The organism is Rothia koreensis, assembly GCF_004136575.1.
Taxonomy (GTDB): Bacteria; Actinomycetota; Actinomycetes; order Actinomycetales; family Micrococcaceae; genus Rothia; species Rothia koreensis.
In genome coordinates, this window is sequence record NZ_NOIQ01000001.1 from 141,054 (window position 1) to 161,378 (window position 20,325).

Here is a 20,325-nt window from a genome sequence, read left to right on the forward strand (position 1 = left end):
CGGCGTGGCCGAAGCCGGGGCGCGAGCGAGCCCACGGAGCAGACCTCCCCGAGTCGGGGCGACGACGCCCGCGGACGCTGGTTGCGCGAACAACGACCCCCGCACTGGGACTGACCGTGATGTGACGGTTCGGTGCCCCGCCACGGATTCACTGGGTCGCCACGTCTGGACTCCCGGGCGTCGTCGCCGCGACGACGATTTCCTCGTGCACACTGGCAAATTGCTCGGCAACATCGGGCCGGACGGCGAAGAATGCGAGATTTCCCCCGGGTGCGGCATCCGGCGCCCGGTTCGAGAAGCCCGCGCCCGCGTCCGCGTCCGTCGTGCTGTCCGGGGGCATGATCAGAAAGCCTTGCGCACGCAACCGCTCGTGCTCGTCCCCATGGGCGAACAGATCAACGGGGGTCAGCCTCCCGAGGTGCCGCAACGAGGCTGCGTCCCGGACAGGCAGGGCAACCGCCACGGTTCCCTCGGGAAGATCGCGCGTCAGATCCGTGGCGACCGTCATCGACCCCGTGACCTGATGGCCTCGGTCCACGGCGACCGCGAGCCTGGCCCCGACGACGGATTCGAGTGGGGGAGCGCTCTCACGCAATGATTCGACCCCCTCGCCGCGAACCGCGACCACCTCGACGTCGTTGGAGGAAAGATCATGGCCCGCCGGGAGCCGACGTTTCGCGATCAGGATCTGGGCCTCAGGATTCGACGGATGGGTCGGCAGGAACCAGCTGCCAAGGGTCGCCGCGATCAACAGGACAGTGCCGAGCAGGCGTGCCCGGCGGCTGAGATGCGAGCGAATTCTGACGCCGATCGGAACGGTCGGACGCACGCGGCGGAACGGTGGGCGGAACCGGAACAAGAGCATGGACCGAAACTGTCACAACAGAGTGACAATCGGCGTGCGCGCGGCCCGGGAAAACAGGGCACTGTGCGTTCCACGGGTCATCCGGACCGGACAGCCGTCACTGTGGACGGACCAGCGCTCTGGACACGCTGGACCTGCGAGAGGTTCAGGAGCCGCTGCCTGCCGTCGAGCTGGATGACGACGAGCTGGACGCCGACGAGCTGGATCCTGAGGCCTCCGACGAAGAAGTCGTCGATGTCGAGCCGCCCGAGGTCCCGGAACCGGAGGACTTGGAATCGGTGCTGTAAAACCCGCTGCCCTTGAAACTCACGCCCACGGTGTTGAATTTCTTGCGCAAGGACTCGGTCCGGCATTCGGGGCATTCCTTGAGCGCGTCGTCCGTGAAGGCCTGTCGAATATCGAATGCGTGCTGACAGTTCTTGCACACATACGCGTATACGGGCATGAGCATTCTCCTCTGGGTTCGTGGGATGCGGCGGAACTATATTACGGCCAGTTCCCGATGCGAGTGAATCCGCGTTCCGTGCACACCAGGTCCAGCCGCGCGTCATGCGGCTCCGTCGGAACCGACCCCGCCTCCAGCAATTCGTCCGCGAAGCACACACCCACATTCGACGTGGGCCGCGGACCGCTCGACACGGCAGCGAGGGCGGCGTCGTAGAACCCGCCCCCGTAGCCCAGGCGAAACCCTGAGAGGTCGATCGCGAGAGCCGGTATCAGCCGAAGATCGGCACGCACGAAAGCCTCGGGACCGTACCTCTCTCCGACCGGCTCCCTGATACCGAAGCGGCTCTCGACGACGTCGACGGCCGGGGTCCACGCGGCCCACTCCAGGAGGCGTCCGGGCCTCGTCACCGGCACGAGAATCCTCCGCTCGGAAGCGTGGACTTCCTCGAGGGCGGGCTCGATCGGTGGTTCCCCGGCGGTCGGAAGGTATGCGCACACCGTCGCCCCGGACGGCGTGGACCGCACGATGTGCTCCGCCAGCAACCGACGAAACGCCTCCGATGCGCTCTCCTCCCCGGGTGCGGAAGTCTGCCTGTTGTGGGCACGGGCATCCAACAAACGGGCTCTCAGATCGCTCTTGGAGCGAGTGACACCCGAATCCTGCATGAGTGCTCCTCCTCGCACGGGTTGGGCAGGGGCTCAGATATTCAGGGTAATGGTTTCCAGCACGACGACGACGTGTCCGGCGCACTGGACCCACACGTGAGAAACAGTGGCCCGTTCTTCACAGCAACGACTTATCCTGCACTACAAACCTGCTGTGACAAACCCAAGGTTTTTCGCAGGTCCTCAGCTATTCTGAGAGGTATGACCGCAAATGATTCACAGAAACCAGTCACCAAGGCTGTGATCCCGGCCGCAGGACTGGGCACTCGGTTCCTGCCGGCCACCAAGGCCAGCCCCAAGGAGATGCTTCCGGTCGTTGACCGACCGGCCATCCAGTACGTGGTGCAGGAAGCCGTTTCCGCTGGCCTCGATGACATTCTCATGATCACGGGCCGTTCCAAGCGCGCATTGGAGGATCATTTCGACCGGATCCCCGACCTCGAGGCGTCACTCGAGGCGTCGGGCAAGAAGGAACTTCTCGCGTCGGTTCAGCACGCCACCGCGTTGGGGGAGTTGCACTACCTGCGCCAGGGCGATCCGAAGGGCCTGGGGCACGCGGTACTTCGTGCGAAAACCCACGTCGGCGATTCGCCGTTCGCCGTGCTCCTGGGCGATGACCTCATTGATGAGAACGAGGATCTCCTCGAGCGGATGATCGAAGCCCAGCAGAAGACCGGCGGCAGCGTCGTCGCTCTCATGGAGGTGCCCCAGGACCAGATCAGCGCCTACGGATGCGCCGCGGTCCAGGCGGTCGAGGGCGAGGACTACGTCAAGGTCACCGGCATGGTGGAAAAGCCCAAGCCGGAAGAAGCCCCGTCCAACCTGGCGATCATCGGCCGGTACGTGTTGCATCCCCGAGTCTTCGATGTCCTCGAGGAGACGCCTCCCGGACGCGGTGACGAGATCCAGCTGACGGACGCCCTCGAGACCCTGGGACAGGGTGAGGGAGAAGGCGAAGGCGTGTACGGCGTGGTGTTCAAAGGACGCCGCTTCGACACCGGAGACAAGCTCTCCTACCTCAAGGCCAACGTCATTCTCGCCGCGGAGCGCGAGGACCTGGGCCCCGGCCTGCGCCCCTGGCTGAAGGAATTCGTCGCGTCACTTCCGGACGAATAGCCCTCTGATCGAACCACAGGTTGAATCCGGAATGCGGGGTCTCGAACGAGGCCCCGCATTCTCCGTGAGATCCGGGTTTGCTGAGCCCCGGACTCAGGGTTTGTATCGAATGAATACGGCGAAATATCAGGTGACACGCCCGGTCGCAGTGGGTTGGACCACGCTTCGACGCCTGTAAACTACAACCGTGTTGTTGTCATGGGTTTCGACGTCCAGTCTTCTGTTGATCGTCGCTTTCGTCCTCGTCGCGTGGTCGGTGCGCAGTTTCGAACGCCGCCGTCGACCCGCCGTGATGGCGCAGGTCGTGGCCCCGGATATCATGGACAACACAGAGCCCGCCTTCCCCCGGGACAACGTGCTACTGCGTCAAAGGAATGACATGAACAGTACCCAGTCCCCGAAGAATTCCTCGGCGGCAGCCCCCCATGCCGTGCCGCCGGAGTCCTCCGTGGTCTACGAGGAGGAGACGCGCAGCGAAGGTGTCCGTGTGCCTCGCCCGAAGAAGTCGAACGCCGCAACTGAGCGGCCGGCCACTTCGGCACCGCGCATTCGTGTCGGGCGCACAGCCACCGCCGTGGTCGGCCTCCTGGCCATTCTGGTCGGCATCGTCACGGCCATCGCCGCACCCTTCACGGCCATCGCCTGGCCCGTGCCTGTTTTTCTGCTTCTGGTCGGGGTAGGTGCCTTCGGTGGCCTGCGTTATCTGGCGCTCGCCGACAGAGGCCTCCTGGGCTCCGCGCGCCCCGGCAGATCGACGTCCTCCGCGACGGAAGGCCGGAACGCTGAATCGTCGCGGTCTCGCGGCGAAACACTCTCATCGGAGGCGCCGTTGACGACTGCGGGCAGTGACCCCAGCTCGGCCGACGTCGCGGCTCTGTCCCCTGAGTCCGCCCCGGCACGCGGCCAGGAAAACCAGAGGGCCGCCGAATCGGAGGCTCGTCCGGAGCCGACGGCGAGGTCCGCAGAACAGGACGAGTCGACCGAACGCGCTGGCCAAGCCCCCGACGTCGGTGGCGAGGGCCTGGTCGTCAGGCGGCCACGCAATTTCCTCGACGACGGGGGAGCGCAGACCGGTTCCGCGGCATCCCGCGAGCCCGAGGTGCAGGCACCGTCCGACTCGGCGTCGCCCATTGCCACGGTCGACGAGGTGCCGTTCGTGGACGACAACGGCAGGGAAGGCATGGACATCGAGTACCTGCGTGAGCAGGCTCGACGTGTGGCGGCGGGCAAGCCGGTGGCCTTCACACCGGTCGTCAGCGAATGGTCACCCGTCGAGGTACCGAAGCCCACGTACGTCGATGCCCCGGAGGTTCGGCGCGAGACACCGGATCCGATCGAGGTCCCGGAGGAGCCGAAGTCCTCTTCCTCGACGTTGGAAGAGGCAGCGCGCAAGGGGGACAGCGTGCTGAATCTCGACGACGTCCTGTCTCGTCGTCGCGCCTGAACCGTCACACCGAAACGTGCAGAGCCCGTCGGGAAACCGGCGGGCTTTGTGGTATCCATGAGAGGCTCCACCATTCCTGAACCACGGGGCTTCGTCTCAGGACAGCCCAGATCGGAGAGTACTGACACGCCATGAGCACTACACAGCAGGAAATCGAGCGGAAATACGAGGCGGTCACGGCCGACGCCGTGAGTCCGGACCTGACCGGACTCACGAGGCTCGTCGCGGATACCGAAGCAGAGACCCAGAACCTGGACGCGACCTACTTCGATACCGCCGCGGGGGCCCTGGCTCGTCACCGCGTCGTCGTCAGGCGTCGCCTTGGCGGCCACGACGAAGGCTGGCATATCAAGTTCGCCCTGGGCGACGGCCGTCAGGAAGTGCACTTCGATCTGCTCAAGGACGCCGAGTCCATGCCCGCCGCGGTGAAGAACATGCTGTCCGGGGTGACCTTGGGTGCATCCCTGGAGCCCGTGGCGAGGCTCTCGACGCGCCGGCTCCGTACCCTTCTTCGTGACGGTGACGGGCGCGCCGTCGCAGAGCTGTGCGACGATACGGTGCGCGCGTACGATCACGCGACCGGGGTGGAACGATCGTGGCAGGAGTGGGAGGTCGAGCTCCTCGTGGACGACCTCGGCCGGAAGAAGCAGGAGAAGATCTTCGGCGACGTCGAAAACGTCCTGGAAGCAGCCGGTGCGGGTCCCTCGACGTCGGTCGCCAAGATTTCTCGTGCGCTGGGACAGGACCGGGCTTTCGACGAGGCCGCAGGAATTGAGGCGCCGGAACGTCGACAAGACGGCGACGAGGGACCGAAACTGGGCTCCGCACAACGGCTGATCGCCCGCCTCATCGGTGAGTACTTGGACGACGTGCCGACCCTGGATCTGGGCGTGCGCGCCGGGGTCCCCGACGCCGTGCACCAGCTGCGGATCCGGCTCAGGGGGATCCGGAGCCTCCTGAGGGGCCTGCGAGGCGTGATCGACGACGACGCTGAGAGGCGTCTCTCCGCAGGCCTGCGGGCAACCGGGGAGAACCTGGGCCCTGCTCGCGACCTCGAAGTGGCTCGGGGGATCCTCGAAGGGCTGTACCAGTGGGACGGCCTGACCACCGGAACCAGACAGGAAATCCTCGAGGTGTTGAGCGAGGACGAGGACGCCGCTCTGCGCACGGCACGAAACCGTCTGTCCTCGCCCGAGCATCTCGACCTGATGAAGGACCTCCGTGCGTTCGTTCTTCAACCCCGTCTCGACGAGGTCGCTTCGGAGTGGTCGCAGAAGAAGGTCAGCAAAGCGATCCTGGAGAACCTGGAATCGCGTCTGCACCGGCGTCGCTCCCGTGTGATGGACCTGGACGAACCGACCATCGACGAGGCCCTGGAACACGTCCACGATGTCCGGAAAGCGGCCAAGTCACTGCGATACGCGGTCGAAGCGCTCGATGCGGAATCGGCTCTGCCGAAGAAGCGCGCGGACAAGGCGAAGAAGTCGGCCAAGAGGGCCAGGTCGTTGCAGTCGAAGCTCGGGCGGTGCCTCGATCTGCACGCCGCCCACGAGTGGCTTTCGCGGGCGGGGCGGGTTTTCCAGCGCCGGGAGCTCGACAGGTACGGCGTGGGGCTCCTGGAAGGAGAAACCATGCTGCGGCTGAGGGAGACGCTGTCCCAGGGGATGGACCGCATCGAGAAGACGGATTGAAGCTCGTGAATGCGGCCGGTGGGCCGGAGGCGGTTTAAATCGAATGGGCCCCGGGGGACAACCCGGGGCCCATTCTTTGCATCACACACAGGAAGAAGGTCTTCACTCACTGGAGGCGCCGACCGCTGTGAGTCTGCTGTTCAGCAGACCGTCCCAGGTTTGCCTCCCGGCTATTTGGTAATAAAAACATTACCTAATGGTCTGCGTGTGCGCTACCCCAAAATTAGGTTTGCCTGTGTTTTCTTGATGACGTGCTGTGCCTAAGCAGCTTTTCGCCTGCTGTCGTGGGGATGTGCGTGCCGTGGAACGCATATGAACGTGAGCAAGCTCATATGTGGCGACGGTTTCGGGTCTCGGCGGACAGCAGTTTGTCGGGTGCCCACGACGAAGGGTTGGCTCAGTAGGTGGCCCATCGCACGCCAGGGGCCGGGCGATGTTCGGTAGGCTGGTTCTCATGCGAGCGTGGATCGAAAACCTTGATCTGGGAACAGCGATCCTCTTTTTCTGGGGTGTCGGAGTCCTCAGGACCAGCCTCGTCTATGGGGTGGGTCGTCTCGTTGCAACCGGCGGCCGCCATGTGCAACGGCTCGCGCCCGCTTTCGAAACACCCGTCTACAAACACGCCGAGGCTTTCGTCAATCGGTGGGGGATTCTTGCGGTGCCCGCCTGCTTCCTGACGGTCGGATTTCAGACCGCCGTCATCGGGGTCACGGGGTTCACCCGCATGCCGCTCGTCCGGTGGATACCCGCAATGCTCGTGGGAACCCTGATCTGGGGTGCCATCTACGGCACGGTGGGCATGGCCGTGGTCTGGGCCTGGCTCCAGAGGCCGTGGCTCGCGGCGATCGCGATCGGCGTCGTACTTCTGGCCGTTCTGACGCTCAAGTTCTGGCCCCGTCGGGCGAGGCTCGAGGCGCGGGAAGCCCAGGATTCCTGATGGGTCCGGTACCCGACCCGGGGCAAGAAAAAACCCTGCCCCGCGGCATGCGGGACAGGGTTTCGACTCTTGTGGAGTGGAGCTAAGGGGAATCGAACCCCTGACCTTTTCATTGCGAACGAAACGCTCTACCAACTGAGCTATAGCCCCAAGCAACCCCTCTACCGTACTCCGCCGCTGCCGTCGGCACAACTCGGGACGAGACGGGATCCGCCCCGCGCCGCTGGTAGGTTGTCAGCATGACAGACACCCCCTCAGGAGGATCCACCGAGCCCGACGACGCCGCACCGGCCGATGCGTCCCCGGAGCGGGACGAAGTCCTCGGCCCGCCGCGGGACGGACTGACGGTCGGTTTCGTGCCCGGGATCATGCCCGACAAATGGTTCTCCAGGTGGGACGAACGATTCGGGACCACCACGCCCCTGACCCGGGTGGCCCTCGATGAAGGTTCCGGGGTGGAAGCCCTTCGATCGTCCGCCGCACACATGGCCTTGCTCCGGCCCGACGACGAGCGCGGCCGCCCCGACGCCACGGAATTCCACGCGGTTCGCCTCTTCGAAGAGAAGCCAGTGGTGGTTCTTCCCGTGGACCATGTGCTGACCTTGCTGGACGAGGTCCCTGTCGAAGAGCTCGCCGAGGAGTTCATGTTGCAGGACCCCACGTCGATCCCCGAATGGGCGGACGCAAGCAGCACCTATCGGGCGCACCACCCGAGGAAACTGCCGAGCATGAGGGACACCTCGGACGGCATCGAATTGGTGGCCGCGGGGATCGGGCTGATGATCGTGCCGATGTCCGTGGCGAGGCATCACCACCGGAAGGATCTGACCTACCGCGTGGTCGAAGACATGCCGTCGAGGCCGGTTGACCTCGTGTGGCTCCGTGACGACGTTTCGGACCGGGCACCGGCGGACGAGGAGATCCTCCAAGAGTTCGTGGGTATCGCCCGAGGCCGCAAGGCGTCCAGCTCCCGAGGCTCCTCGGGCACAGCGGAGAACGCGCACCGGGAATCAGGGAGAAAGAAAGAAGGCCCGGCACCGGTTCGGAGAAAACCGGGCCGGGCGCCGTCGGGCCGAACTAGTTCGACGAAGAATCGTTCTGGGAAGAGGTCTCGGACGTCGTCGCGGGGGAAGAAGCGGTAGGCCCGTTGGACCTCGCGGAGATGATCGGCATGGTCTGGGTTCCGTGAACCACCGATTGGTTCTGCAACGGAATGTGCAGGCCTTCTCTGTCCAGGGCCGACTTGACGTAGACGCGAAGCACGCGGGCCACGTCCCATTGCTGCAAGGGTGCGGTGCGCATCGCGATGCGCATGGTGAGGTATTCGCCGGTCATCTCCTCGACGCCCCATACCTCGGGCTTGCCCCGAACGGAGTGACCGACTTCGGTCTCGTTCTTGACCTTCTTGGCGGCCTTGAGCAAGAGGCTCGTCACGTGGTCGATGTCGCAACTGTAGGGGACGGGGACGTCCACGATGGTCCGTGCCCAACCCTGCGACTTGTTGCCGACACGAAGGATCTCGCCGTTGCGGACGTGCCACAGGGTGCCTTCGACGTCGCGCACCTGAGTCACGCGCAAGCCCACCGATTCGACGGTGCCGCTGGCTTCACCCAGGTCGACGACGTCGCCGATGCCGAGCTGGTCCTCGGCGACGATCGAGACGCCCGCCAAGTAGTCCTTGACGAGCGATTGTGCACCGAAGGAGAGCGCAACACCGGCGATCCCGGCGCTGGCAATGACCGGGGCGATGTTGAACCCGAGTTCCGAGATGATCATGAGGACAGCGATGGTCCAGATGACGATGGTTGCGACCGAACGCAGCACCGAACCCACCGTCTTGGCCCTCTGGGCCTGACGCTGACGGGCGGTGACCGCGTCCTCGACCCACTCTTGGGGGCCATTGCTGTTCTTCTTGGAAACGACCCGCGCCTTCGTCCCCTTCGCGATGCTGTCCGTGACCTTATGAATCACGGTCCTCGCCAGGAGATTGACCAGGACGGAGATCAGGAAGATCAGGACGATGCGAAGTGGGTGGTCGAGCCAGAAGTCCAAACTCGAGACGTCCGTGAGGAGGTTGCCGGAGTCTGCGGCGGAAAGATTCATGACCAAAATTTTAGGAGACCACCGTGTGACGGTGCCAAATATCGGCTCAAGAGATCCTGGACGCGTGCCCTTCGCGGGACAACTAGGATTGTGTCCATGGCTCTCGACATGGACACGCGACCCGCCGCCTATGCGGTCATCATCGAACAGGGCAAGATCCTGCTGACCCATTGGACGGGAGAGACGCACCCCGAGAGAGCCGGGTGGACCCTGCCCGGCGGCGGCTTGGAAATCGGTGAGACGGCCGAGGACGCCGTGATCCGGGAGGTCTACGAAGAGAGCGGCTACACAGTACGCCTCGACGGAATCCTCGGGGTCGACAGCAAGTATTACGACGACGGGCGCGACCGTCCTTTCCACAGCCTTCGGATTCTCTACCGGGCGTACATCACCGGTGGCTCTGCGGAGGTGATCGACGTCGGCGGCTCGACCGACGACGTCGCCTGGGTCCCCTTGGAGGATCTGCCCCAGATTCGGAAAGTATCCTTGGTCGAGGTCGCGGCCGAACACTACGGTCTGGCCCACTGAAGCGGGCCGCGAGCCCCCGTCCCCAAGAATTCCGCGAGGAGATTGAAGTGAAGCGTTGGATCCTGCCGATCCTTGCCATGATGGCCGCACTCGTGACTGTCCTGAGCGCGTGTTCCGGCGGCGGGGAAGCGACCCCCGATCCTTCGGCGTCCGACTTCCGGACGATTCGCATCGGGAAGGGGACGACGCACGAGTCGGAGGTCATTGCCAACCTGTACGCCGGGGTGTTGCAGAAATCCGGGTACAGCACGGAGGTCGTGGATTCTCCCGACGATCGACTCGACGTCGTGAACCAGATGGCCAAGGGGGACGAGAACTCCGTCGATCTCGTCCCGGACTACTCCGGGAACCTGCTGTTGTCCCTGACCGACGGCGGTCGCAAGAACCCGAAGGCCACGGCGTCGCCCTCCTCCGACCAGAGCGACGCGAGCGATCCTCGGGCCAGCAAGTCTGCGACCCCCACACCCAGCCCGAGCGCGGCCTTCAACGTGCACGGGATGTCGAGCAGCGACATTTCGTCCACGCTGCCGAAAGTGCTTCCCGATGGCGTGACCACCCTCAACGCATCCTCCGCGGAGAACAAGGACGCGTTGGTGGTCAACCAGATCACCGCGGCGAAGTACAAACTCTCGACGATCAACGATCTGGCGGAGCACTGCCAGGACCTCAAATTCGGTGTACCGAACGGTTTCGAGGACACGTCGTACGGCAACAAGGGGCTCAACGAGCTCTATGGGTGCGCGCCCAATAATTTCAAGCACGAGGACGATCAGGAGAAGCTCTCCAACGACCTCGACGACGGCAGCATCGACGTCGCGGACCTGTACACGGCATCGGCGGTGGTCAAGGACAACAATTACGTGGTTCTGGAGGATCCGAAAGCGAATTTCATCGCCCAGGAGGTGGTTCCCGTGGTTCGTTCCGGGGAGTTGCCGGATTCGGCGAAGTCGGCGGTCAATGACCTCTCCGCCAAGCTGGGGACGGGGGATCTGGTGTTCCTCAACCGGCTCACGACCGGGGACAAGCCCATTTCTTCCAAGGACGCCGCCGACTTCTGGCTCAAGGAGAACGGCTTCTGACGAGTCGGGCCATGTCGAAACATGCGTGCACAGCGCTGTGCGGCGGCCCCGGTTCGGATAATCTGAAACCTTCGCGAAGGCTAACGTGACACACATCAGTACACGTTCGGACGAAGGGTACGCTGAATCGCATGGCACAATTCCGGCAATCGACGAAACTGAACAACGTCCTGTACGACATTCGAGGACCGGTACTCGAGGAAGCCCAGAGGATGGAGGCGCAGGGTCATCGAATCCTTCGCCTGAACATCGGCAACCCGGCACCGTTCGGTTTCGAAGCGCCGGACGCGGTCATGATGGACATGATCCGGCACCTGCCCGAGGCGCAGGGGTATTCCGATTCGCGAGGCATCTATTCCGCGCGGACCGCCGTGGTGCAGTACTACCAGACTCGGGGGATCCGGAACCTCGATACCGACGACGTCTACATCGGCAACGGCGTCTCGGAAATGATCACGTTGTCCCTTCAGGCCCTGTGCAACCGGGGTGACGAGATCTTGGTTCCGACACCGGATTATCCCTTGTGGACGGCGTCGGTTGCCCTGTCCGGCGGAACCCCGGTGCACTACCAGTGTTCAGAGGAGGACGGCTGGAACCCGGATATCGAGGACATCGCCGCGAAGATCACGCCCAATACCAAGGGCATCGTGATCATCAACCCCAACAATCCGACCGGGGCCGTGTACTCCAAGGAAACCCTGCAGCAGATCGTGGATCTCGCGAGGGAGCACGACCTGATCCTTTTCTCGGACGAAATCTACGAAAAGATCACGTACGACGACGCGGAGATGGTCAATACCGCGACCCTCACCGGTGAGGACGTGCTGTGCCTGACCTTCTCGGGGCTGTCCAAGGCATACCGTGTGGCGGGCTACCGGGCCGGGTGGTTGGCGATCACCGGCCCGATGTGGAAGGCCGAGGACTATGTTGAAGGCATCAAGCTCCTGGCCAACATGCGCATGTGCGCCAACGTGCCTGCGCAGCACGCCATCCAGACGGCCTTGGGCGGGTACCAGTCGATCAACGACCTGATCCTGCCTGGTGGCAGGCTCCGCGAGCAGCGGGACATTGCCTATCAGAAGCTCAACCAGATTGACGGTGTGAGTTGTGAACAGGCCAAGGGCGCGTTGTACCTGTTCCCCAAGTTGGACGCGGAGAAGTTCGGGATCGTCGACGACGAACAGTTCGCGCTGGACCTGTTGAAGGAACAGAAAATCTTGGTCAGCCACGGAACGGCCTTCAACTGGAAGGCCCCCGACCATTTCCGTCTCGTGACCCTTCCGGACGTCAAGACTCTCGATACGGCCCTGGACCGGATCGGGGAGTTCCTGAGCGGCTACCACCAGAGCTGACGGACCGCGGGTCCGTCAGGTGAGGGCCCCGAAGGTCGATTCGGAGCCCTCACCCGTCACTCGCTGGTATCCCCATTGGACTGGGCGCGGCGTTCTTTCGCCGCGTCCAGTCTCTTTTTCGCTCCGTCCAACCATTCCTCGCAGCGTTGGGCCAGAGCTTCCCCTCGTTCCCACAGGGCCAGTGAGTCCTCGAGACTTGAGGCACCGGATTCGAGCTTGGAAACGATTCCCATGAGTTCCTCTCGTGCCTGCTCGTAGCTGAGATTCTCGACGGGGGTGAAGTCTTCGTTCGGCATGGATTGTCCTTCCGGCGGTAGCGGATGTGCGAATACGGTGTGTGGTTGGTCTGGGGGATCTAATCGGGCTGGTCGCGCGGATCGTCGCGTTTGATACTGGTGACCGAGGCGTCGAAACCGCCGGAGGCCACGCGAACGGTGACCGTGGAATCCGGGGTGAGGGATTGTGCATCGTGCACCACGGACCCGTCCGAGTCCTGCACCACGGCGTACCCCCTGTCGAGGGTCTTCTGCGGCGAGAGCGATCTGACGCGAGAGCGCAAATGCGCGATGGAATCCACGTGACGGTCCACGGCGACACGCACCGCTCGCAACGCTCGTTCTCTGGCGGTGTCCGTTTCTTCCTCGCGAGCCATGAGCATGGTTTCCGGGTTGGCCAGGACCGGTCGGGACCGGTACTGGTGCAACCCATTCGACTCGCGTTCGATGAAGATGCGCAGAGCACGCTCGGTGGTGGCTCGTGCCTGGTTGATGCGCAGGCGTTCTTCCTCCACATCGGGGACGACGGTCTTTCCGGCGTCGGTGGGGGTGGATGCTCTCCAATCGGCGACGTGATCCAGCAAGGGCTGGTCGGCCTCGTGCCCGATCGCGGAGACCACGGGAGTCCCGGCACGGAAAACCGCTCGGAGCATGTCCTCCTCGCTGAAGGGGAGGAGGTCTTCGAGCGCGCCTCCGCCTCGCGCGATGACGATGACATCGACCGCGGGGTCCGCGTCCAGTTCTTGAAGGGCCGCGGTGACCTGGGCCAGGGCCGTCGCACCCTGCACGGCGACCTCCCTGACTTCGAACTGGGCGGCGGGCCAACGCAACCGTGCGTTTCGGATGACGTCTTTCTCCGCGTCCGAGTCCCGCCCCGTGATGAGACCGATGCGGTGGGGAAGCACCGGTAATGGCTTCTTGGCGTCCGGGTCGAACAGGCCTTCGGCTTGTAGTTTGCGACGGAGACGTTCGATGCGCTCCAGCATGTCTCCCAGGCCGACCTGGCGAATTCCGCTGCCGACCATGGACAATCGCCCGGTTTTCTTCCAGAAGTCGGGCTTGAGACGCACGACCACGCGCATACCGTGTTCCAGATCGCCATCGAACCGGGCGACCTCCGACTGGAACAGGCTCACCGGGACGGAGACTTCCTCATGCAGATCCCGAAGGGTCACGTATGTGACTCGGGCCCGTTTCTTGAGTTCGATGATCTGGCCTTCGACCCAACTGGGATCGCACCGTGAGATGTACTGACTCATTTTGGTCGAGAGCACATGCAACGGCCAAGGGTTGTCCGGGGTGGTGTCCCGGGCGAGTTGCGGCAAGGGTGCCTTCTGGCCGTCCCCGTCGGCTTCTGAGGACGACGTCGCGGGATCGAATTCGTCAGGGGATCGCGGATTGCTCATGGTCAATGTTTACCAGGGCCGACCGACAGAATAAGGACCTTCGGCATTCTGTGGATGAGAATACAGCGGTGTTTCCGGTGAACGATTACGGTGGTCCCATGCCTCGTTCCGTTCCCTGGACCCTTCGCTGGGTGTTCTCTGTCATCGCTGCGGTGTTTGCGGTCTGCCTGGCGACTCTCACGCTGTTGTTGGCGTGGTTCCAGCAGTCCGTGGGAGACGAGTCCCATTTCGTATCGAGTGCCGATGACGTGATCCAGGAAGAGTCATTCCGCTCGGACCTGGCGGATGCCGCGACCCAGCAGATCATGGATTCGGATTCCGTGCAGCAGTATTTGGGCGACGGATCGACGATCGGGGGCCTGCCGGGCCTCCAGAGCTGGGCCAAGGACCGTGCTTCCGGTTTGATGCACTCGACCGTGAAGGGCGTGGTCGACTCCGAGGACTTCCGGTCGACATGGAAGCAGACGGCCAAGGAAACCCACGCGAGCAACTTCGGTGACGACCCGTCCTCGACCCTTGTGGTGGACGCGAGTCCGATCTACCAGTCGGTCAACGACACGGTGGAGAACGCGGTCCACATCGACCTGGGACTGGGAGATGATACGGCTCGGATCGAGCTGGAGAAGGCGCCTTCCTCGGGTGAGGAGGGCCCCATGGCCCACTTCCTGCACAACGCCCAGTCCCTGGCCGCCGTCGCCCCCACCTACGGGGCGGTAGCGGTGGTGGCGACTCTCGTTTCGGCACTCGCTGCTCCCCGCGGCAAGTCACTGTTCGTCGCTCTGGTTGCTGCGGCCGCCGGTCTGGTCACCTGGGTGAGCATGACCGTCTTGGCGGCCCGCTTCCATGCCCAGCTCGACACCGTGGAGGGTACAGGCGGGCTCATCGCGCAGCACATGGGTGATGCGTTGACGTCCAACGTCCAGGCATGGGCCCTGACGAGTCTGGGAGTGGGATTGGGGATCGCGCTGATCCTGGTGATCATCCACGTGATGAATGCGTCCCGCCACGCGAACCATTCGCACACCTTCTAGGAGGCCGACCGGTCCTCCGGCTCGGGCGCGGCCTCATGGAATTCCGGCGCGCTCAGAGGCTTGGGTGCCGTTTCCACGGGAGAGGCTTCGAGACGTTCGTCCGAAGCGGCGGTCGGATCCAACTCATTGATCTTCCGCGCCGTGACGAAGACCCGTGATTCGAGGGAACCCAACATCGAGTTGTAGGACTCGACGCTGCGGGTCAGCGCCCTCCCCATGCTCTTCAGGTGTCCGCCGACGCTCGAGAGCCGTTCGTACAGCTGACGCGAGTGGGCCAAGAGTTCCCGGGCATTCTGCGAGACCGCTTCCTGCCTCCACGAGAGGGCCACCGCCTTGAGCGAGGCCAGCAAAGACACCGGCGACACCAGAGCGACCCCACGCGATGAGGCATAGTCCAGCAAGTTCGAATCAGAACGCAGCGCAGCGGACAGAGCCGATTCCATGGGAAGGAAGCACAGCACGATCTCGGGGGACGTCTCACGTGCTTCCCAATACCGCTTCGAAGACAGGGCATCCACGTGGGAACGCACCGCTTTGGCATGTTTGGCCTCCCAGGCGGCCTTTTCTGATTCTTCCTCTGCTTCCTGGGACTCCAAATACGAGTCCAACGGAGCCTTGGAATCCAGGACCAATTCCTTGCCGCCGGGCAACGAAACCACCATGTCCGGGCGCAGGCGACGCGCTTCCCCGGACTCGTCCCGAACTTCGGAGACCACCTGCTCGGAATAGGAGACGTGGCGCTCCATGCCTGCCGCTTCGACGACGCGCCGCAGCTGCGCCTCTCCCCACGAGCCGCGAGCGGTCGTGGAGCGGAGCGCGCTGGAGAGATGGTGCGTTGATTCCCGCAGTTCCTCCTGACCGCGGCGGGAGACCTCCAAAGCTTCTCTCACGGAGCCGAATTGATCGGCGCGCTCGCGTTCCATCTGCCGGACCTGTTGTTCGACCGTGGCCAGCTGGTTCTTGACGGGTGCGAGAGCGCGCAGGACATCCTGGTCCGTGCGGGCGCGGTTCTCCAGGCTTTCCACGCGTTGGGCCAACTGCTCCCTGCCCTCCTGGGCCGCCGACAGATCGCTGCGCAGACGAGAGTTCTCTTCAGTGAGGTCCGCATCCGACGTGCGAGAGCGTGCACCGAGCACGAATCCGACAATGCCCCCGATCACGAGGGCCAGCAGAGTTGAAAGTACAAGAGGCAATCCGGTCATGATTCCACTGTGCCAGGACGGACTGACAACTTAAGACAAGCGATGGGTGCCGGAGTCTCTCGTCGCGGCCTGTTGCTGGTCCTTCTTCACAGCCACCCGCTGTCCTGGGCCTGACGCACGGCCTCGAACCTGTTGTTGGCATTCGTTTTCCGGATCACGGAGGACAGGTGGTTGCGGACCGTCCCGTTCGACAAGCTCAAAGAGGAGGCAATGGCCTTGACGCTCGATCCGTCCTGAGCTGCTCGACAGACCTCGATTTCCCGATCGGTCAGGGGGTTCTCGGGGCTGAAGAGAGACTCCTGTGCCAGCGACGGATCGATGACCCGCAATCCGGAGTCCACTCGCCGGACCGCCTCGGCAAGTTGGGCAGGGGGAGTGTCCTTGACGACGAAACCCCGGACTCCCGCGGACAGGGCCCGCTTCAGATAGCCCGGTCGCCCGAACGTGGTCACAATGATGACCCCGCAATCCAGGCCGGCGTCCCGCACCAGCTCGGCCGCCTCGATGCCAGTTCCTCCCGGCATCTCGATGTCCAGGAGGGCGACGTCGACCGAAGAGCTCCGGACGGCGTCGAGCACCTGGTCGCCCCGGCCGACTTGGGCGACCACCTCAATATCGGGTTCGGAATCCAACAGGACCGCCAGGGCTCCGCGGACGAGGTCCTGGTCGTCCGCAATGAGGACTCGGATGGTGCTCATGGTTCCTCCAAGGGGGAGCGATCGCCGTTCATGGTGACGAGGACCCGGGTCCCCGGGTGCTCGCCGTCGAGCAGGTCTTCGCGGGGCACCACGTTTTCGACGACGAGTACCCCGCCCGCTTGTTCGACCCGCTCTCGCAGGCCGTTCAGACCATTGCCGAAGTCCGAACCGATGCCTCGGCCGTCGTCCGTGACCTGTATTTTTTCGGGTGTGAGCATGACGGAGCAACGCGAGGCACCCGAATGCCGGACCACGTTGGTCACCGCCTCCCTCACGGCCCAGGAGAACAAGGATGCATTGACCCCCGAAACCTCTCGGGCCGATGGCGACGACGGGAGATCCGCCGTGATGCCCGCGGTCGCGAGAGCCGTGCCGGCGGCGTCGATCTCGCCCGCAAAATCGGGTTGCCGCAGGCGTGTGACGGTCGAACGAACGTCCGCCAGCGCCGTCCTGGACAACCGAGCGATCTCCAGGACCTCTTGTCTGGCGCCCTCGGGATCGGACTCCATGGTCCGCGCCGCGACCTCGGACTTCAGGTTGATCACCGTCAACGAATGACCGAGCAGATCGTGGACGTCGCGGGCGACGGTCTCGCGCTCGGTCGAGACCGCAAGATCCTGGCGGAGACGGTTCTCGACGTCTTCCCGTCGCGCAGCGATGGCGACGACCAGAACGATGATCGGGCCCAACACGGTGCCGCTCAGCACGTAGGGAAAGGCCCCGGAATCGGCGGCCAGAAGGACGGCGACGTTCGTGGCGACCACCAGCGCGGAGGTGAGAAGGATCCCGGCGCGGGACGGCAGCAAGAACAAGAACGCGGCGACGAAGAACGTGGTCAGGTTGACCACACTGAGTCCGATGAGGAGAGACAGCGCGGCAACGATGATTGCCATGAGTGCGATCCAGCACCAATACAGTCTGTACCGGCGTCTTACCAGAAGTTCGGAGTAGCCGAAGCCTCCAGCGTAGATGACGCAGAACAAGCCGATCAAGGTCAATCCCGCACCGAGTCCGAGCGGCGTGTGCTGAACGTAGAAGAGCGGAATGACCGCAAAGACCACAAAGATCAGCCAGACCCCGGCCTGCACCGCACGGATCGCCTGGAACCGGGGCCTCTCAGGTTTCACTTGCGTTCCTTCTGTCGACGGCTCAGGACGGCACACGCCCCGGAGAAGACGAGTGTCCACGCGATGACGTTGACCACGGCATACCACAACGGATCGGTCACGGTGCCGGTCCCGTCGCTGATGGCCTGGATGCCATCAGTCAGAGGATAACGTGCCAGGCTCGAGGCTCCGTAGAGCGGGGTGAAGCGTGACAGGCCCATGAGGAACTCGGGCAGTGGAGAGAACGCGTTACCGATGAAGGACAGGATGACCAACGCCGTACTGGAGATCGAGACCGCGGATTCCGACCGGAAGAGCAACCCGAACATCATTCCGTAGAAGCCGAAGGGGAGCGCGACCACCACGGCGAGCACGGCGCACGTGATCCACTCGCCGGCAGGCATATCGGCTTGGGTGAACAGCCCGGCAATGTTCACGGCGAGCACGGGGAGCAGGGCGCGAACCAGGATGATGACGCCCTTCGACGCGAGCATCGCGGGTGTCGGAAGTGGCGTCAGGGCCAACTGGCGTCCCCACCCCGTGGATTGTTCGACGACGACGTTGCCGGTCGTCGCGCAGGCCGCCACGACGCCGCCGTAGACCGCCATCCCGATCATCACGTAGGCGGCGGTATTGCCATCGTTCAAAGGAGCCTCGGCATAATCCTGCATCGCCCCGAAGAGCAGGTAGAAGACCACGGGGAGGATCACGGAGAAGACGACGCCGGAACGGTCGGCGAGGGTCCTGCGGAGGTCGATGAGTGTGAAGGCTGCGATATTCATGGTTGTCCTCCCGGTCAGTGGGTGTGGTCGGATCCGGCGAAGGAGGCTTCGGGGCGATCCGTGGTGAGGGCGAGAAATGCGTCTTCGAGGGAGCCGGCGGAAATGGTGAGGCCGGTGGCTCCCGTTCGCGTGAGCAGATGGCGGGCGAGTTCGTCCGATTGGTCGGTGGTCATCGTGGTTCGGTCCCCGTCAATCGAGACGGATTGGACGCCCGGCAGGGACGAGGCCTCGACGTCGTCGGGGAGCACGGCCGAAACCTGGCTCGGGGCGGCGTGGGCTCGCACGTCGTCGGTCGGGCCGTCGACGACGACGCGACCATTGCCGACCATGATGATCCGCTGGGCGAAGTTCTGTGCTTCTTCGATGTAATGGGTCGCGAACACGATGGTCCGCCCGCTGCTGGCCTGGGTCTTCATGGATTCCCAGAATGTGTGGCGGGCATTGGCATCCATGCCGCTGGTCGGTTCGTCCAGAATCAGCAGGTCAGGGGAGGAGAGGATCGCCAGCGCGAAGCGGATGCGCTGTTGTTCGCCTCCTGAACATTTGACGACCTTTCTGTCCGCCAGATGCGTCAAATCCGCCTGGTCCAGCACCGTGTCCAGGGGCAACGGGTTCCGGTGCGTGGCCGCGATCATTCGAATCGTGTCCCGGACGGTGAGGTTGGGCAGCAGGCCGCCGGTCTGCAGCACCGCACCGATCCTTCCGTGGGCGATGGCCTGGTGCGGTGTTCCGCCGAAGGTCCTGACCGTCCCTGACGAGGGTTTGGTCAGCCCCAGAACCATGTCGATGAGCGTCGACTTCCCGGCACCGTTGGGGCCCAGGAGCCCGATGATTTCCCCGGATCCGACCTCGACGTTGACGCCGTCCACGGCGTTGAACGTCCTCCCGGATCCGTCCTTGAAACTCTTGATGAGGCCTTGGGCCTCGATGACCGTGTTGTTCATGGTTCAAGATTCGCCGCTTCCGGTCGAGGGCACGCATACGGGATGTCACCGTTTGTCCATGACGTTTGTCAGGGGTACCGGAGGCGGGCAGGATGAGGACATGAGCGAGAACATGGATGACCAGTCAGCACGCCAGCAGGATCCCGGATACCGTTCGGTCGAGGTACAGCGGCTCGGCAAGACCCGTTACCGCGCGACGAACGCAACCGGCGACGCCGTCGAATTCGGGCAGGGCGAGGGGCTGATGAGCCCGGTCGAGTTGTTGCTGGCCGCGATCGGCGGGTGCTCGGCGATCGACGTCGACGTCGTGACGTCGCGCAGGTCCGAACCGGAAGAGTTCCGGGTTGTCGCGAGCGGGATCAAGGACAAGGACGAGAGCGGAGGAAGCCGCATGCGCGATATCGAGCTCTCCTTCTCTGTGAAGTTTCCCGAGGGCGAGGTCGGCGACAAAGCCGCGTCCATGGTTCCTCGCCTGGTCGAGCTGGCCCGGACCAAGGACTGCACCGTGTCCCGGACTGTGGAGCACGAGACGGACGTCAGCATGCGGATCGAGGACTGAACACACCTTGAGTTTTGGGCATTTCTCGCGTCCGTTGGGGGTGTGAATGCCCTTTGGCGCGAGGCACGCGTGGACCGGTCGTTTCGGGGGCTTC

At 63.9% G+C, this 20,325-nt stretch carries 21 protein-coding genes and 1 tRNA gene; 10 read left to right on the forward strand and 12 right to left on the reverse strand.

Going from position 1 to position 20,325, the window contains the following annotated elements:
- Positions 1-148: 148 nt before the first annotated feature.
- From EWU68_RS00665 to EWU68_RS00675, 3 genes are all read right to left on the reverse strand, one after another.
- Positions 149-829: a CpaB family protein gene (locus tag EWU68_RS00665; RefSeq protein WP_129313957.1), complete on the reverse strand. Its 681-nt coding sequence runs from the start codon at positions 827-829 to the stop codon at positions 149-151.
- Between the two features lie 181 nt (positions 830-1,010).
- Positions 1,011-1,310 (reverse strand): FmdB family zinc ribbon protein, encoded by a 300-nt coding sequence (locus EWU68_RS00670; protein WP_129313958.1) that lies wholly within the window; start codon positions 1,308-1,310, stop codon positions 1,011-1,013.
- 41 nt (positions 1,311-1,351) lie between these two features.
- Positions 1,352-1,978, reverse strand: a complete 627-nt coding sequence (locus EWU68_RS00675) for a 5-formyltetrahydrofolate cyclo-ligase (RefSeq protein WP_129313959.1) — start codon at positions 1,976-1,978, stop codon at positions 1,352-1,354.
- A gap of 201 nt (positions 1,979-2,179) precedes the next feature.
- On the opposite strand from EWU68_RS00675, the gene galU reads away from it, so the two are divergent.
- From galU to EWU68_RS00695, 4 genes are all read left to right on the forward strand, one after another.
- On the forward strand, positions 2,180-3,094 hold the full coding sequence (galU, locus tag EWU68_RS00680) for a UTP--glucose-1-phosphate uridylyltransferase GalU (RefSeq protein WP_129313960.1): 915 nt from the start codon (positions 2,180-2,182) through the stop codon (positions 3,092-3,094).
- 379 nt (positions 3,095-3,473) lie between these two features.
- Positions 3,474-4,538, forward strand: coding sequence for a prolipoprotein diacylglyceryl transferase (locus tag EWU68_RS00685; RefSeq protein WP_129313961.1), 1,065 nt, complete (start codon positions 3,474-3,476; stop codon positions 4,536-4,538).
- Between the two features lie 131 nt (positions 4,539-4,669).
- Positions 4,670-6,229, forward strand: a complete 1,560-nt coding sequence (locus tag EWU68_RS00690) for a CYTH and CHAD domain-containing protein (RefSeq protein ID WP_129313962.1) — start codon at positions 4,670-4,672, stop codon at positions 6,227-6,229.
- Between the two features lie 454 nt (positions 6,230-6,683).
- A complete protein-coding gene (locus tag EWU68_RS00695) occupies positions 6,684-7,166 on the forward strand; it encodes a DedA family protein (protein ID WP_129313963.1) in 483 nt (160 codons plus the stop codon).
- A gap of 77 nt (positions 7,167-7,243) precedes the next feature.
- On the opposite strand, the gene EWU68_RS00700 is transcribed toward EWU68_RS00695, so the two are convergent.
- Positions 7,244-7,316 (reverse strand) — tRNA-Ala (locus EWU68_RS00700).
- 89 nt (positions 7,317-7,405) lie between these two features.
- Here EWU68_RS00700 and EWU68_RS00705 point away from each other — a divergent pair.
- Positions 7,406-8,308, forward strand: coding sequence for a LysR substrate-binding domain-containing protein (locus tag EWU68_RS00705; protein WP_129313964.1), 903 nt, complete (start codon positions 7,406-7,408; stop codon positions 8,306-8,308).
- On the opposite strand, the gene EWU68_RS00710 is transcribed toward EWU68_RS00705, so the two are convergent.
- Positions 8,244-9,269, reverse strand: coding sequence for a mechanosensitive ion channel family protein (locus EWU68_RS00710; RefSeq protein WP_129313965.1), 1,026 nt, complete (start codon positions 9,267-9,269; stop codon positions 8,244-8,246). The two genes, EWU68_RS00705 and EWU68_RS00710, sit on opposite strands and share 65 nt — an antisense overlap.
- A gap of 96 nt (positions 9,270-9,365) precedes the next feature.
- Between EWU68_RS00710 and EWU68_RS00715 the strand changes: the two genes are divergently transcribed.
- The 3 genes from EWU68_RS00715 to EWU68_RS00725 all read left to right on the forward strand — a co-directional run bounded on the left by EWU68_RS00715 (position 9,366) and on the right by EWU68_RS00725 (position 12,228).
- On the forward strand, positions 9,366-9,797 hold the full coding sequence (locus EWU68_RS00715) for an NUDIX hydrolase (protein ID WP_238692232.1): 432 nt from the start codon (positions 9,366-9,368) through the stop codon (positions 9,795-9,797).
- Positions 9,798-9,844: 47 nt separating this feature from the next.
- Positions 9,845-10,876 carry an ABC transporter substrate-binding protein gene (locus EWU68_RS00720; protein WP_129313966.1) on the forward strand — a complete coding sequence of 344 codons (1,032 nt, stop codon included), beginning with the start codon at positions 9,845-9,847 and terminating at the stop codon, positions 10,874-10,876.
- A gap of 131 nt (positions 10,877-11,007) precedes the next feature.
- The gene (locus EWU68_RS00725) at positions 11,008-12,228 is read left to right on the forward strand and encodes a pyridoxal phosphate-dependent aminotransferase (protein WP_129313967.1); all 1,221 of its coding nucleotides are present in this window, start codon (positions 11,008-11,010) and stop codon (positions 12,226-12,228) included.
- Between the two features lie 56 nt (positions 12,229-12,284).
- Here the strand turns inward: EWU68_RS00725 and EWU68_RS00730 are convergent, their stop codons facing one another.
- Positions 12,285-12,524 carry an exodeoxyribonuclease VII small subunit gene (locus EWU68_RS00730; RefSeq protein WP_129313968.1) on the reverse strand — a complete coding sequence of 80 codons (240 nt, stop codon included), beginning with the start codon at positions 12,522-12,524 and terminating at the stop codon, positions 12,285-12,287.
- Positions 12,525-12,583: 59 nt separating this feature from the next.
- Complete coding sequence (gene xseA / locus EWU68_RS00735) at positions 12,584-13,909, reverse strand: exodeoxyribonuclease VII large subunit (protein WP_129313969.1); 1,326 nt, start codon at positions 13,907-13,909, stop codon at positions 12,584-12,586.
- A 98-nt stretch (positions 13,910-14,007) separates the two neighbouring features.
- Here xseA and EWU68_RS00740 point away from each other — a divergent pair, with 98 nt between their 5' ends.
- Complete coding sequence (locus tag EWU68_RS00740) at positions 14,008-14,940, forward strand: hypothetical protein (protein ID WP_129313970.1); 933 nt, start codon at positions 14,008-14,010, stop codon at positions 14,938-14,940.
- On the opposite strand, the gene rmuC is transcribed toward EWU68_RS00740, so the two are convergent.
- From rmuC to EWU68_RS00765, 5 genes are all read right to left on the reverse strand, one after another.
- A complete protein-coding gene (gene rmuC, locus EWU68_RS00745) occupies positions 14,937-16,142 on the reverse strand; it encodes a DNA recombination protein RmuC (RefSeq protein WP_129313971.1) in 1,206 nt (401 codons plus the stop codon). The genes EWU68_RS00740 and rmuC overlap by 4 nt on opposite strands.
- An 86-nt stretch (positions 16,143-16,228) precedes the next feature.
- Complete coding sequence (locus tag EWU68_RS00750; protein ID WP_129313972.1) at positions 16,229-16,840, reverse strand: response regulator transcription factor; 612 nt, start codon at positions 16,838-16,840, stop codon at positions 16,229-16,231.
- Complete coding sequence (locus EWU68_RS00755; protein WP_129313973.1) at positions 16,837-17,967, reverse strand: sensor histidine kinase; 1,131 nt, start codon at positions 17,965-17,967, stop codon at positions 16,837-16,839. Before EWU68_RS00755 ends, EWU68_RS00750 begins: the two co-directional genes overlap by 4 nt.
- On the reverse strand, positions 17,964-18,728 hold the full coding sequence (locus EWU68_RS00760; RefSeq protein ID WP_129313974.1) for an ABC transporter permease: 765 nt from the start codon (positions 18,726-18,728) through the stop codon (positions 17,964-17,966). Before EWU68_RS00760 ends, EWU68_RS00755 begins: the two co-directional genes overlap by 4 nt.
- Positions 18,729-18,742: 14 nt before the next feature.
- Complete coding sequence (locus EWU68_RS00765; protein WP_129313975.1) at positions 18,743-19,672, reverse strand: ABC transporter ATP-binding protein; 930 nt, start codon at positions 19,670-19,672, stop codon at positions 18,743-18,745.
- A gap of 100 nt (positions 19,673-19,772) precedes the next feature.
- Between EWU68_RS00765 and EWU68_RS00770 the strand changes: the two genes are divergently transcribed.
- Positions 19,773-20,231, forward strand: coding sequence for an OsmC family protein (locus tag EWU68_RS00770; RefSeq protein ID WP_129313976.1), 459 nt, complete (start codon positions 19,773-19,775; stop codon positions 20,229-20,231).
- The last annotated feature ends 94 nt before the right edge of the window (positions 20,232-20,325 follow it).